Source organism: Aquamicrobium lusatiense (assembly GCF_014201615.1).
GTDB classification, from domain to species: domain Bacteria; phylum Pseudomonadota; class Alphaproteobacteria; order Rhizobiales; family Rhizobiaceae; genus Mesorhizobium; species Mesorhizobium lusatiense.
Window position 1 is genome coordinate 1,400,104 of sequence record NZ_JACHEU010000001.1, and the last position, 13,826, is coordinate 1,413,929.

Consider the following 13,826-nt stretch of genomic DNA (forward strand, 5'->3'; position numbering starts at 1 on the left):
CTATCTCCACCAGCGATAGAAATGATGTACCGGGCCGCTGCCCTTGCCGATGGCGAGGCCCGCCCCGGCCTGCAGGGCTTGGTGCAGGTAATCCCTTGCCTGCGCGACGGCTTCGGCAAGCGGCAGGCCGCGCGCCAGCCCGGCGGCGATTGCCGCCGAGAGCGTGCAGCCGGTGCCGTGCGTGTTGGGCGTATCGATGCGCGGGCGCGAAAGCCGGGTCAGGGAGGAGCCGTCGAGCAAAAGGTCGGTGCTTTCCGGTCCCGTGCCGTGCCCGCCCTTGATCAGGACAGTGCTTGCTCCTGTCTTCAGCAGGATCTCCGCCTGCGCGATCATCTGCGCCTCGTCTTCCGCCACGGGCCTGCCGCTGAGCAGGGCAGCCTCGGGCAGGTTGGGCGTGACGATGATGGCCTGCGGCAGCAACTCGCTGAGCAGCGCCTCGATGGCGTCGGCCTGAAACAGACGGTCGCCGGAAGTGGCGACCATCACCGGATCGAGCACTGGCCGCACCTTGTGGCGGCGCAGGGCGCTGGCGATGGCCATGATCGTATCGATGCGCGAGACCATGCCGATCTTGGCGGCGCCGATCTCCATGTCCTCGTAGAGCGCGTCGATCTGGCCGGCGACGATGCCCGGGCTGATGTCCTCGACGTCGCGCACGCCTTGCGTGTTCTGCACGGTGATCGCGGTGATGGCGCTGGTGCCGAAGACGCCGAGCGCCGAGAAGGTTTTGAGGTCGGCCTGTATGCCGGCCCCGCCGCCGCTGTCCGAGCCGGCAATGGTGAGTGCGATGGCTGTCATGGCCGACCTCCGGCATTGTCTCCGGCGCTGTCCACGGCCGCCCGCAGTTCGCGGGTGGCGGCGGCAATGTCAGCGGCGCGGAAAATGGCCGAGATCACCGCCACGCCCGATGCGCCTGCCCGCACCACTTCGCCGGCGCGTGCCGTGTCGATGCCGGCAATCGCGCCGACCGGCAGTTCGGGTTTCGCTGCGCGGATGCGTGCGCGCAGGGCACGAAATCCTTCGAGCCCGACCGGCGCATCCGGGTTCTTCTTGGAAAGCGTCTCGAACACGCCGCCGATGCAGGCATAGTCGATGGGAGCGGCGATGGCCGCATCGGCATCCGCCTCGTTCTTCACGGTGAGGCCGATGATGGCATCGGGGCCGAGCAGGCGGCGCGCGGTTTCGGACGGCATGTCGTCGCGGCCGATGTGGATGCCGCCCGCACCCGCCGCAAGGGCGACGTCCACACGGTCGTTCACCACCAGCGGCACACCGGTTCCGGAAAGCGCTGCACGGATCGCTTCCGCCTCTGCAATCATCTCCCGCGTCGAGGCTTCCTTGTCGCGGTACTGGATGATGGTGGCGCCATTGCGCGCGGCGATGCCGGCCATTTCAGCCAGATTGCCGAGCGGGCGCAGCGCGCCGTCGATGATGGCGTTCAGCCTGTAGTCAACCCTGTTCATGATCTGCCTTTGCAAATGAAAGAATGTGAGCGCCTTCGAGATTGGCCAGCGCGTCGAGAAGGGCAGGCTCGAAGCTGCCCGGCCCGGCAGCCGCCGTGCCCGCCATCTCGGCTGCCACACCGAAGGCAAGCATGGCCGCGCATGCGGCCAGATAGGGATCGGGCTCGATGGCGAGGAAGGCGGCGATGACGGCACCGGAAAGGCAGCCGGTTCCTGTCACCAATGCAGTCAGCGGATGGCCGTTGACCACCGAGAACGCCGAACCATTGTACGCGATGCGGTCCTGTCTGCCGGTTCGTACCGCCACCACTCCGGCCGGCACGGAAAGCAAGTCGAATTCGGCCGCATTGGCGCGCAGCACTGCGGGGCCACGCGTTAGCAGGTCCTGCGCGAAGGCGGCGCGCGGCGGCGAGTAGTCGCAATGGGAGGGGTCGAGCGTCCATGGCCGGCCCTGCTTCGCGGCAACATCCACCGCGATGCCGATGGCCTCGCGGCACTGAGCATCCAGCGTGCCGAGATTGACCAGCAGCGCGTCCGCCTTGGCAACAAAATGGCCCACCTCCTCGGGCGAGGAGGTCATGGAGGGAATCGCGCCCAGTGCCGAGAGCCCGTCTGCGACGAATTTGGGAACCACGCCGTTCATGAGGCAATGAACGCGCGGGCGGCGCCGGCGCACCCCATCCAGCAGGCCGGCCGCGTGTTGGATCGCGCTCATTGCAGTTCCACCGCGATGTCTTCGACCGCAGGGGCCTTCTTGATCAGCCCGCTTTCCTCAAGGAATGCCCCGAAGCGGGCATAGCGCGCGCGGTCGAGGGCCGAGGGCCGCTTGGCGAAGCGCGGCAGCGTGTCGTGCCACGCGGCCTTGTTCAGCTCGTCATCGAGATCCGGATAAGCCTTTATGAACAGCTCCCACCCCTGCTGCGGGTGATTGGTGAGGTGGATCGCGCCTTTCTCCACCGCGGTAAGGAAGCGCCTGAGGCGGTCGTCGCCGGCCAGTTCCGGGCGGGTGATGAATACCAGCTCATCATAGACCGGAATGCCGTGTTCCTCGGGGAAGAAAGCGCGGCCTTCATGGCCTTCGAGCTTCATCTGGGTCAGCTCGAAATTGCGGTAGCCGCCGATTGTGGCATCCACCTGCCCGCTGATCAGCGACGGCGACAGGGCGAAGTTGACATTGACCAGCTCGATCTTGTCCTTGTCGACGCCGGCGCTTCCCAGCATCCGGGAAATTATGGCGTCCTCGAAGCCGGAAACCGAGTAGCCGATCTTCTTGCCTTCGAGGTCCTTCAATTCCCTGATCGGTCCGTCGGCCAGAACCGTGAGCGTGTTGAGCGGGGTCTCGACCAGCGTGCCGAAGCGCACCAGCGAAACGCCGGCATCATGGTCGAGATAGAGGTTCGGCTGATAGTGGATGCCGATCTCGGCCTTGCCGGAGGCCACCGCGCGCGGCACGATCGAGGGATCGGCAGGCGGCACCAGCTCCACCTCAAGTCCCGCTTCCTCGAACAGGCCGAGCTCCTTTGCCACCACCAGCGGCGCGTGGTCCGGATTGACGAACCATTCCAGCATCACGGTGAGCTTGTCGGCGGCATGGGCGGCACCGGCCGTGGCGACGGAAAGCAGAAGCGCGAGCGCGCAGGATCGGATCATGAGGACTTCCTTTGCTGATGATGGGGAGAGAATTCGCCTTCGCGTGCCCATGGCGTGAGAAGGGGAGCGAGGGCATCGACAGCCCGCCGCAACGTCAGGGTGAGAACGGCGATGACGGCCATGGCCGCGAACATGGTGTCTGTCTGCATGCGGGCATTGGCCTGAACCATGACGAAGCCGAGCCCTGCTGATGCGCCCACCCATTCACCGATCACTGCTCCCAGCGGAGCAAGGGGAGCGGCGACCCGCAACCCGGAGACGAGAGCCGGGATGGCCAGCGGCACGCGCAGCAGAAACAGCGTTTGGCGGTGGCTGGCGGGGGTGAGGGCGGCGGCATCAACGATTTCCGCCGGCGTGCGCCGCAGCCCGTCCGCAAAGGCGGAGGCCACGGGAAAGAAGATGATGAGCGCCGTCATCACCACCTTGGAGGTCATGCCGAAGCCGAACCACAGCACCAGCAGCGGCGCGATGACGAAAACCGGAAAGGCTTGCAGAACCAACACCACGGGCCAGACCGCGCGCCCAAGGCGCGGAAAGCTGGCGATGGCAAGCGCAGTCGCCACGCCTGCGAGCGTACCGGCGACAAACCCGGCGGCGATCTCGGCCAGCGTCACCAGCATGTTGTCGAAAAAATAGAGCGGCTGTCGCTGGAAGGCGGCGGCGACGTCCAGCGGCGCGGGCAATATGTACCGCGGCGGGGCAAAGGCCATGACGATGGCCTGCCATGAGGCCACCAGCACCAGCATGGTGCGCAATGCTGCCAGAACAGCCGGCATGTCGCGATTCCCTAGAAGCGGAATCGTGTCGGCGGGCGGAATTCGTATCGATGCTGCATGGCGATCTCCCGACTTGTCATCATGGAGATCCAGGTGTGCGAAGAATTGGCAGGATTGCCCGAAGGCCCTTTTTCCGTTCCTACGCCGGCATAACCCGGATCAGGTTCAAGGGTCCGGCTCACTGCCATCTCAGCGCCGTACGGCGCCCCCCTCGGAATGAAGCCATCTATGTTTCAAGCGCCCGGTTCTGTCAAGCGACGTCGCCGCTGACCAGCGAATGGAAGGAGGCTGTCATCAGCCCGACCGCGAGCTGTCATGGTGCTGTAACGTGCGGGTCCTAGCTAGCGGGTCTCTTTTTTGAGTTTACGGAGAACCCGATCATGCGAAGCCTACTCGCCATTCTGACCGCAACAACCATACTGGTTCCGGCCGTTGCCGGCGCCGCCACGGTCTACCCGCTCGACAGGGCGACGATTCTCACCGCTTCGCCCTTCGACGTGAAAGTCGAGTTCGATGGTGTTGTCGCGGGTTCCGATGTCACCGTCACCATCAACGGCAAGCCGGCTGCGGAAGTTCTTGGCAAGGAAGCCACCTTCATCGAGAAGGAAGATGGCGTCGAGGCTTCGGCCGTGCGTCTGGAAGGCGTGACGATCGCCGAGCCCGGCACCTACACCGTCGTCGCCAAGGCGGGAGATGACGAGAAGACCGTGACCTGGGAAGTTTACGGTACCTCTGCCGAGCCCAAGGCCAAGAACGTCATCTTCCTGATCGCCGACGGTCTGTCGGTCGCGCACCGCACCGCCGCGCGCATCATGTCCAAAGGCATGACCGAGGGCAAGGCCAACGGCCGCCTCAACATGGACGATCTTGATCGCATGGCCTTCATTGGTACCTCGTCGACCGAATCGGTCGCCACCGACAGCGCCAACACCATGTCGGCCTACATGACCGGCCACAAGAGCGCCGTGAACGCGCTTGGCGTCTACGCCGATCGCACCGCCGATCCGTTCGATGACCCGAAGGTCGAGACGCTGGTGGAGGCGCTGCGCCGCCAGACTTCCAAGTCGGTCGGAATCGTCACAACCTCCGAGCTCCAGGACGCGACGCCGGCAGCACTCTTCGCCCACACCCGCCGCCGCGCTGAAAAGGCCGCCATCAACACGCAGATCTTCGATCTGAAGCCCGAGGTCATCCTCGGCGGTGGTTCGGCCTACTTCCTGCCGCAGTCCGTTGCCGGCTCGAAGCGCAAGGACGACACCGATCACATCGAAGGCTTCAAGGAAGCCGGCTACACGCTGGCAACCACCAAGGGCGAGCTTGAGGCCGCCGCCGGCTCCAACACCGGCAAGGTGCTGGGCCTCTTCCACACCGGCAACATGGACACCACCCTCGACCGCGAATTCCTGAAGAAGGGCACGGTCGAGAAGTTCCCCGAGCAGCCAGGCCTGGTTGACATGACCAAGGCGGCAATCGACCAGCTTTCTAAGAACGCCGAAGGTTTCGTGCTGATCGTCGAGGCGGCCAATGTCGACAAGATGTCCCACCCGCTCGACTGGGACCGCGCGGTCGTCGACACCATCGAGTTCGACAAGGCGATCGGCGTTGCCCGCGAATTCGCCGAGAAGAACCCCGATACGCTTATCGTCGTCACCGGCGACCACACCCACGGCGTTTCCATCATCGGCACGGTCGACGACGAGAAGCCGGGCGACCAGATGCGCGAGAAGGTCGGCACCTATGCCGAGGCCGGTTTCCCGAACTACGTCGATTCCAACGGCGACGGCTATCCCGACAGCGTCGATGTCTCGCGCCGCCTGTTCCTGGCCGCCAACAACGGCCCGGACCACTACGAAACCTTCCGTCCGAAGCTCGACGGTCCGTTCGTTCCGGCCATTCAGGACGAGAACAAGAAGTACATCGCCAACGAAGCCTACAAGGATGTTCCCGGCGCGGTGTTCGTGGAAGGCAACATTCCGCGTGACGGCGACACCGGCGTGCACGCCGTTGACGACGTGGTGCTGCAGGCCACCGGCCCCGGCTCCGAGAACTTCAAAGGCTACATGGAGCAGAGCGACGTCTACCGCGTTCTGGCCGACGTTCTGGCCCTTGGAGCCGCACAGAAGAAGTAATTGCGGAAACAACAGAGAGCAGGCCCGGATCGTCTCCGGGCCTGCACCCGTTCAGTCAAGGAGGCTGCGATGATCTACACCGCCCCGGATCGCCGGCAGGCGCTCGCCATGATCGGTGCCGCCGCGCTCTGCCTTTCGGCAAGGCCGGCCCGTTCGGCACCGAGCCCGATTTCCTTCAATGAACTCTATGGCAAGGTCAGCGTGCTGGGCCTGACCTTTTCCGACAAAGTGAAGGCTCTGGAAGGCAAGCCGGTCGCCATGCGCGGCTTCATGGCGCCGCCCCTGAAGGCGGAAGCCAATTTCTTCGTGCTCACCGAAATTCCCATGGCGCTGTGTCCGTTTTGCTCGTCCGATGCGGACTGGCCGGACGACATCATCGTCGTCTATCTGGACCGGGCGCAGACCTTCGAGCAGGCAAATGCCACCATCGAGGTCTCCGGCAAGCTCGAAGTCGGCTCGTGGACCGATCCGGATACGGGTTTCGTCAGCCTGCTGCGCATCGTCAACGCCGATTTCCGAAGGGTTTAGAGTGATGCAGGCTCTGTCAATCGAAGGGCTTCAGGTCCGTTATCCGGGACTTCCCGTGCCAGCGCTCGATTTGGCCGGGTTGCGGCTGGAAGCCGGGGAAATGGTTGCTCTGGCGGGGCCTTCGGGGTCGGGCAAGACCACCTTCATCAACATCGTGACGGGCATGGAGCGGGCAGGAGCCGGCCGCGTGGTCTGGAACGACGAGGATATAGCCGCGCTGCCGGAAGGCGGGCGCGATCGCTGGCGGGCCCGCAATGTCGGCCTCGTCATGCAGGATTTCCATCTGTTCCCCGGCCTTTCGGCCGAGGCCAATGTGCTCTTGCCGCAGCGCCTGTCGCACCTGCGCCTGCCAGACGGAATGCAGGCGCGGGCCCGCGACCTGCTGGCGCGGGTCGGTATCCAGCGCCCCGATCAGTTCGTCGGCACGATGTCGCGCGGCCAGATGCAGCGCGTGGCTGTGGCGCGCGCTCTGGTCGGCCGTCCGGGCGTGATCGTGGCGGATGAGCCGACCGCGAGCCTCGACGCGGAAGCCGGCGCATCCGTCGCCAGCCTGCTGGTCGATTTGGCCGAAGAGGCGGGCTCCACGCTGATCGTGGCGAGCCATGACGAGCGGCTGATCGGCCGCATGAGCCGCACGCTGCGGCTCGAAAACGGCCGTCTGGCTGCATGAGGATCTGATACCGGATGTTTCATTTCATTCTTGCCGACCTGCGCCGCAACTGGATCGGTGCGCTCATTCTCGCCTTGCTGATCGCGCTGGCGACGGCGCTCGGCGTGTCCGTTACCTTGCAGGAGCGCGCATTGCGGCTTGGCAGTGCCCGCGCCGCCGCGGCCTTCGATCTGGTCGTCGGCGCGGCCGGTTCGGAAACCCAGCTTATCCTGTCGTCCATCTTTCTCCAGCCAGCACCGCTGCAACTGCTGCCGCCGGCGACATTGTCGGCCCTGCGCGCCGATCCGCGCGTTGAAAACGCCATCCCGGTGGGTTTCGGCGACTTTGTGGGCGGCTATCCCATCGTCGGCACCACCGGCGATGCCGTTGCCATGCTGGGCGGACTGGCCGGGGGCGAGGGCTTCAGCCATCTGGGCGACGCCATCGTCGGCTCCCAGGTGACGCGGGATATAGGCGACAGCTTCCACCCCTTCCATGGCAGCGTGGGTGAGGCGGGCGAGGTGCATGCGCATGTGGAATACCGCGTCGTCGGCCGCATGGCGCCAACCGGCACGCCGTGGGACCGGGCCATACTGGTGCCGATCCAGTCCGTGTGGGCCGCACATGCCGACCACGATCACGAGGCGGAGACGGCAGGGCTGGCCGCCGTAGCTCACGTTCCGCACGATCACGGGCACGACCACGGGCCGGGCTTCGCGGGCGATCCGGTTGACGAGGCCGCGTTGCTGAGCGCCGACAATCCGGGCGTGCCCGCCATTCTGGTCAAGCCGAAGAGCATTGCCGATGCCTACAATCTGCGCCAGCAATACCGCACCGAAACGACGCTCGCCGTCTTTCCCGGTGAGGTGCTGACCCGGCTTTACGGAACGCTCGGCGATGCCCGCCGCGTGCTCGGCTTCGTGGCCATGGGCGCGCAGGGGCTTGTCGGTGCCGCCATTCTCATGGTGGTGGCGGTTCACGTTCTCCAGCGCCGGCGCCAGATCGGCGCCTTGCGGGCCTTCGGCGCGCCGCGGCCTGTGGTGATGGGTATGGTCTGGCTGGAGGTCTTCATGCTCGTCGCGGCAGGCGTCATTGCCGGCTTCGCGATCGGCTATGCAATCGTGCGGGCAATCTCCTCGCATCTGGCCAAAAGCAGCGGTGTCGCCATGCCGGTCGAATTCCAGACGGCTGATCTGTGGACGCTGGCCGGCCTGTTGCTTGCCTGTGCGATTGCAACTTTGCTGCCCGCGCTGATCGCCTATCGCCAGAGCCCGGCGCAGGCATTGCGCGCCTAGCAAGAGTATTGCCAGTAAAGCAAATCACGATATAAACATTTCTTTATGTGATATTGACATCGTTTGTCGAAACGCCGAGATTGAAGGCGTCGTGGTTCTTCGGGGCGGACTTTTGCCCCGAAGCTAAGAGGGAAGCCGGTGCCTTCCATGGGAAAGCCGGCGCTGCCCCCGCAACTGTAGACGGATAGCCTTGCGTCCATTCAGGTCACTGGGGTGAAAGCCCTGGGAAGACGGACGCAGGCGATGACCCGTGAGCCAGGAGACCTGCCATGACGAAAACACGTCCACGGGCGGGGTGTCCCGGAGGCCATGATATGCCCGTATCGTGCGGGTGTTGACGGCTGCCTTGCGCATCCGCCCCAACCATCGGGGTTTATGGAATGGCCAAATCGAAAGTTTCCGTCGCAACGCTCGGCGTGCCGCGCATCGGCCGCCGCCGCGAACTGAAGTTCGCACTTGAAAACTACTGGTCGGGCAAGGACAGCGCCGAGGCGCTGCTCGAGACGGCCAGACGTCTGCGCGCAGACAACTGGCGCCTTCAGGCCGAAAAGGGCGTCACGCGCATTCCGTCCAATGATTTCTCGCTCTACGACCATGTGCTCGACACGGCCGTCATGGTCGGCGCGATCCCTCAGCGCTATGGCTGGACCGGCGGCGAGGTGCCGCTCGACACCTATTTCGCCATGGCGCGCGGCAGTGAGGGGGATGCCGGCTGCGGTCATCCCGGCCATGTCCATTCCACCTCGGCGCTGGAGATGACCAAGTGGTTCGACACCAACTATCATTACATGGTGCCCGAGCTGGCGCCTGATCAGGAATTCGTGCTGGCCACCACCAAGCCGGTCGATCATTTTCTTGAGGCAAAGGCGCTCGGCATCCACACGCGCCCGGTCGTGCTCGGGCCGGTGACCTTCCTCCGGCTTGCCAAGTCCGGCGGCGAGGAGTTCGATCTGCTCTCGCTGCTGCCCAAGCTTCTGCCGGTCTATACCGACCTGCTGAACCGCCTGCACGCGGCCGGCGCGGACTGGGTGCAGATCGATGAGCCCTGTCTGGTTCTCGATCTCGAAGCCGGCGAACGCGCCGCCCTCGAAACCGCCTACAATCATTTCGCCACGGAGGTCCCCGCGCTCAGCCTGATGCTCGCCACCTATTTCGGCGCGCTTGGCGACAATCGCGACCTCGCCGCTTCGCTTCCCGTGTCGGGACTTCATGTCGATCTGGCCCGCGCGCCGGAGCAGATTGAGGCCGTTGCGGCAAAACTGTCCTCCAACACAGTGCTGTCACTCGGGGTGATCGATGGCCGCAATGTCTGGCGAGCCGATCTCAATGCCATACTGGACTATCTGAAGCCGGTGGTGGAGGCGCGTCCGCTCGATCGTATCGAGATCGCGTCATCCTGCTCGCTGCTGCATGTTCCGGTCGATCTGGAGCTTGAAACGGCGCTCGACGCGGAGCTGAAATCCTGGCTCGCCTTCGCCACGCAGAAGCTCGACGAACTGGTCGTGCTGGGGCATGCGGTGTCGGAGGGCCGCGCCGGGGTTGCGGATGCCCTGCAGGCATCGGCCGACGCCATTACCTCGCGCCGTAAATCTCCGCGCGTGCACGACAGGAAGGTGGGCGACAGGCTTGCTGCCGTCACCGGGGCCATGGAACGCCGCAAGAGCACGTTCGCCGAACGGCGTGAAAAGCAGTCCGGCAAGCTCGATCTGCCGAAATTCCCCACCACCACCATCGGCTCGTTTCCGCAGACGGCCGAGGTGCGCAAGGCACGCGCCGCCCACGTCAGGGGCGAACTGAGTGCTGCCGACTACGAAGCCTTCCTGCGCAGGGAGACGGAAACCGCGATCCGCTGGCAGGAGGAGATCGGTCTCGACGTGCTGGTCCATGGCGAGTTCGAGCGCAACGACATGGTGCAGTATTTCGGCGAGCAGCTTGCCGGTTTCGCCTTCACGCAGGCCGGCTGGGTGCAGAGCTACGGCTCCCGCTATGTCCGTCCGCCCATCATCTACGGCGATGTCTCGCGCCCCGAACCGATGACGGTGCGCTGGTGGCAATATGCGCAGTCGCTGACCGACAGGCCGGTCAAGGGCATGCTCACCGGCCCGGTGACCATTCTCAACTGGTCGTTCGTGCGCGACGACATTCCGCGCTCGCAAAGCTGCCGCCAGATCGCTCTGGCGATCCGCGACGAGGTGGTCGACCTTGAAAAGGCAGGCGCGGTCATGATCCAGATCGACGAGGCAGCGCTGCGCGAAGGCCTGCCGCTGCGCAGGGCGGACTGGAAGACCTATCTCGACTGGGCGGTCGGCAGCTTCCGGCTGGCATCGACGGGCGTGGAGGATGCGACCCAGATCCACACCCATATGTGCTACTCGGAGTTCAACGACATCATCGATGCTATCGCGGCGATGGATGCCGACGTGATCTCCATCGAGACCTCGCGCTCGCGCATGGAGCTGCTCGATGCCTTCCGCAATTACAAATATCCGAACGAGATCGGGCCGGGCGTGTATGACATTCACTCCCCGCGCGTTCCGCATACGGGAGAGATGACGGACCTGCTCAAACTGGCGCGCAAGCGCCTGTCCGACAGCCAGATCTGGATCAACCCCGACTGCGGCCTCAAGACCCGCAAATGGGAAGAGGTGAAGCCGGCGCTGGTCAACATGGTGGCGGCGGCGCGCGAATTGCGGGCGCTGGCAAGCTGATGAGATCGTCGTGCGTTCACTCGGACGCACAAAGGACGATCTGAATTATCGATGCTGTGGAGGCCCGCCGCCGGACTTGCCGGCTGCGGGCGCGTATTCTCAGACCCGGCCCACTGTCATCGGGCCGGCTACTTCAGAGTTGTCAGGCTTCGATTTCCAGCTCGCCCAGCGGCCTTGAACAACAGGCGAGGATATAGCCTTCGGCGATTTCGTCATCGAGGATGCCACCATTGTGGTTCATCTCAACCTGGCCGGAAATCTTCCTCACCTTGCAGGTGCCGCACAGACCGAACTCGCAGGCGGCTGAAATGCGCACGCCGCTGGCGCGTGCCGCCTGCAGGACGGTCTGGCCGGGCAGGCATTCGCCGTCTACCTCCGACAGGCTGAAGTGCACCGGCACAACCTCCTGAACCGGGGCCGCCTGCTCGGCGGCTTCCGTCTGCGCCTCGGCGAAAGGCGGGGATACGGGCTCCACCGGCGGCGCGCCGAAGCTTTCCTGATGATAGAAGGCCATGTCGAAACCGGCCTGCTGCAGCATGTCGCGCACGGCACGCATATAGGGTTCCGGCCCGCAGCAGAATATCTCGCGCTCATGGAAGTCGGGTGCGAGCAGTGGCAGGCGCACCGCATCCACGCGTCCCATATGGCCGGACCAGCCTTCGCGCGGAGAGCGCTCCTCCACGATGAAGGCCAGCGACAGGCCGGGCATCCGCGAATTCAGCAGTTCCAGCTCCTTGCGGAAGATGATGTCTTCCGGCCGCCTGGCGCAGTTGACGAAGGTGACGTCGGTGCCCGGCGCGCAGTCGCTGAACCAGCGCAGCATCGACATCATCGGCGTGATGCCCGATCCCGCCGACAGGAACAGATATTTGGCGCCCGGATGGGTGTGATGCGAAAAATCGCCGCCCGGCCCATAGGCCTTGAGGCGCGCGCCGACGCCAAGATTGTCGAACATCCAGCGCGTGCCGATGCTGTCCGCCTGGGCCTTGACCGTGACCGAGATGGAAAACGGCCGCGACGGCGACGACGACAGCGTGTAGGTGCGCATGATCGGCTCGTCGGATACCGGCAGTTCGAGGGTGATGAACTGACCCGGCATGTAGCGGAACCATGTCTGCGCATCCGAGCGGAAGGTGAAGGTCTTCACCTCCGGCGCCTCGTCCGTGATGCCGATCACCTCCAGAACCTGAAGGCGATCGTTCCACGGCGCCATCTCATCGAGATGGCGGTAGAGGCCGGGATCGGTCATGACGTTCACCGTCTCCTCCTTCGTCAGGCGACGTTCTTCAGGCGCGTTTTTCCGTCACCTGCCAGCCTCGGTTCGAGGAAATCCGCATACCACTGCACGAACTGGATGGTCCCGCCCTCATGAAGTTCCGAATAGGGGCCGGGCTCATAGGAGGGCGAGCGGATGCCGAAGGCGTTTTCCTCGACGATGCGGCGGTCCTGCTCGTTGGTTTCCATCCAGACATGGGCGAGTTCATGCGGGTCGTAATCGACGCCTTCGACCGCATCCTTGTGCACCAGCCATTTGGTGGTGAGCATGGTTTCCTCCGGCCCGAGTGGAAGCACGCGGAAGGTCACGGCATGGTCGATCAGGACATGGTTCCACGTTGTGGGGTAGTGATAGAGCATCAGGCTGCCGATGCGGTCGGCATTGACCTGATCCGACAGATTGCGCTTCACCGCGGCCTTGCCGTTCATCGTGTAGCTGACGGAATCGCGCAGGAGCGGCGTGCGCGTGGCGCGATACTGGCCGTCCGGGCTGATGCGGAAATGGGACGGCAGACCGGCGGCTTCGCACTTGGCCCAGTGGGCTATCATCTCGGGATCGCTCTCGACATCGTTGACGCCGGTGACATTCGGAGCCTCCGGAAAGGTCTTGCAGAGCTCCGGATGGTTGCTGGCGCAGTGATAGCACTCGCGGTTGTTTTCCCAGACCAGCTTCCAGTTGCCTTTCTCCACCGTCGTCGTCTCGAAAGCGACCTTGGCTTCGGTGAGGCGGTGCGGATTGAAATAGGGGGCCATCATGGCGCGGAATGGCGCGAAATCGGCCGGCTGGTCGGCCAGGCAGATGAAGATGTAGCCCCCGGTCGCCTCGCAGGCGACAGGCTTCAGCGAATAGGAGCTGGGGTCGAAATCATCGGCCATCTGGCGCGCGAACAGAAGCTTGCCGTCGAGATCATAGGTCCACTGGTGGTAGGGGCAAACCAGACGCGCCTGCGTGCCTTTCGCCGTGGTGCAGACACGGCTGCCGCGATGGCGGCAGGAGTTGTGGAACGCCTGGATTTTCCCCTCGCGATCGCGCACGATCACCACCGGATAGTCGCCGATCTGCACGGTAAAGAAGCTGCCAGGCTTTGGCAGCTCGCAATCATGGCCGATGAACAGCCAGTCGCGATACCAGATCAGCTCCAGATCCAGCTTGTAGAAATCGGGGTCGGTGTAGAAGGGCTGCTCCAGCGCATGACCCGGCTTGCGGGTGCGGATGAGCTCAAGCATTCTCGTACGGGCGTCCATGTCCTGTCCTCGCCAAAGGACTGAACTTGGTGGTGATTTGGGAATGAACGGCCCCGCGAGGGGTCACCCGCCATTCGCTCCCTGACCGCCCACCGCGATCAGTCGAAA

At 64.4% G+C, this 13,826-nt stretch carries 12 protein-coding genes and 2 riboswitches; of the genes, 5 read left to right on the forward strand and 7 right to left on the reverse strand.

Annotated features, from left to right (window positions below):
- The 5 genes from thiD to HNR59_RS06730 are packed head-to-tail and all read right to left on the reverse strand — an operon-like array spanning position 1 to position 3,889.
- Positions 1–798, reverse strand: a complete 798-nt coding sequence (gene thiD, locus HNR59_RS06710; RefSeq protein ID WP_183827664.1) for a bifunctional hydroxymethylpyrimidine kinase/phosphomethylpyrimidine kinase — start codon at positions 796–798, stop codon at positions 1–3.
- Positions 795–1,463, reverse strand: coding sequence for a thiamine phosphate synthase (gene thiE / locus HNR59_RS06715; RefSeq protein ID WP_183827667.1), 669 nt, complete (start codon positions 1,461–1,463; stop codon positions 795–797). Before thiE ends, thiD begins: the two co-directional genes overlap by 4 nt.
- Positions 1,450–2,178 (reverse strand): hydroxyethylthiazole kinase, encoded by a 729-nt coding sequence (locus HNR59_RS06720; protein ID WP_183827670.1) that lies wholly within the window; start codon positions 2,176–2,178, stop codon positions 1,450–1,452. The genes thiE and HNR59_RS06720 overlap by 14 nt, the downstream gene beginning before the upstream one ends.
- Positions 2,175–3,113, reverse strand: coding sequence for an ABC transporter substrate-binding protein (locus HNR59_RS06725; protein ID WP_210307225.1), 939 nt, complete (start codon positions 3,111–3,113; stop codon positions 2,175–2,177). Before HNR59_RS06725 ends, HNR59_RS06720 begins: the two co-directional genes overlap by 4 nt.
- Positions 3,110–3,889 carry an ABC transporter permease gene (locus HNR59_RS06730; protein WP_183827673.1) on the reverse strand — a complete coding sequence of 260 codons (780 nt, stop codon included), beginning with the start codon at positions 3,887–3,889 and terminating at the stop codon, positions 3,110–3,112. Before HNR59_RS06730 ends, HNR59_RS06725 begins: the two co-directional genes overlap by 4 nt.
- 119 nt (positions 3,890–4,008) lie before the next feature.
- A riboswitch (TPP riboswitch) is annotated at positions 4,009–4,111 on the reverse strand.
- 158 nt (positions 4,112–4,269) lie between these two features.
- Here HNR59_RS06730 and HNR59_RS06735 point away from each other — a divergent pair.
- The 5 genes from HNR59_RS06735 to metE all read left to right on the forward strand — a co-directional run bounded on the left by HNR59_RS06735 (position 4,270) and on the right by metE (position 11,198).
- The gene (locus HNR59_RS06735) at positions 4,270–6,018 is read left to right on the forward strand and encodes an alkaline phosphatase (protein ID WP_183827677.1); all 1,749 of its coding nucleotides are present in this window, start codon (positions 4,270–4,272) and stop codon (positions 6,016–6,018) included.
- A gap of 69 nt (positions 6,019–6,087) precedes the next feature.
- On the forward strand, positions 6,088–6,546 hold the full coding sequence (locus tag HNR59_RS06740) for a hypothetical protein (RefSeq protein ID WP_425488626.1): 459 nt from the start codon (positions 6,088–6,090) through the stop codon (positions 6,544–6,546).
- A 4-nt stretch (positions 6,547–6,550) separates the two neighbouring features.
- Positions 6,551–7,216 carry an ABC transporter ATP-binding protein gene (locus HNR59_RS06745; protein ID WP_183827680.1) on the forward strand — a complete coding sequence of 222 codons (666 nt, stop codon included), beginning with the start codon at positions 6,551–6,553 and terminating at the stop codon, positions 7,214–7,216.
- Positions 7,217–7,230: 14 nt separating this feature from the next.
- Positions 7,231–8,490 carry an ABC transporter permease gene (locus HNR59_RS06750; RefSeq protein ID WP_183827682.1) on the forward strand — a complete coding sequence of 420 codons (1,260 nt, stop codon included), beginning with the start codon at positions 7,231–7,233 and terminating at the stop codon, positions 8,488–8,490.
- Between the two features lie 75 nt (positions 8,491–8,565).
- Positions 8,566–8,776, forward strand: a riboswitch (cobalamin riboswitch).
- A gap of 94 nt (positions 8,777–8,870) precedes the next feature.
- Entirely contained in the window at positions 8,871–11,198 is a 2,328-nt protein-coding gene (metE, locus tag HNR59_RS06755) for a 5-methyltetrahydropteroyltriglutamate--homocysteine S-methyltransferase (RefSeq protein ID WP_183827685.1), read from the forward strand.
- A gap of 142 nt (positions 11,199–11,340) precedes the next feature.
- On the opposite strand, the gene HNR59_RS06760 is transcribed toward metE, so the two are convergent.
- The gene (locus tag HNR59_RS06760; RefSeq protein ID WP_183831409.1) at positions 11,341–12,447 is read right to left on the reverse strand and encodes an FAD-binding oxidoreductase; all 1,107 of its coding nucleotides are present in this window, start codon (positions 12,445–12,447) and stop codon (positions 11,341–11,343) included.
- A 23-nt stretch (positions 12,448–12,470) separates the two neighbouring features.
- Complete coding sequence (locus HNR59_RS06765) at positions 12,471–13,718, reverse strand: aromatic ring-hydroxylating oxygenase subunit alpha (RefSeq protein ID WP_183827688.1); 1,248 nt, start codon at positions 13,716–13,718, stop codon at positions 12,471–12,473.
- Positions 13,719–13,826 lie beyond the last annotated feature (108 nt).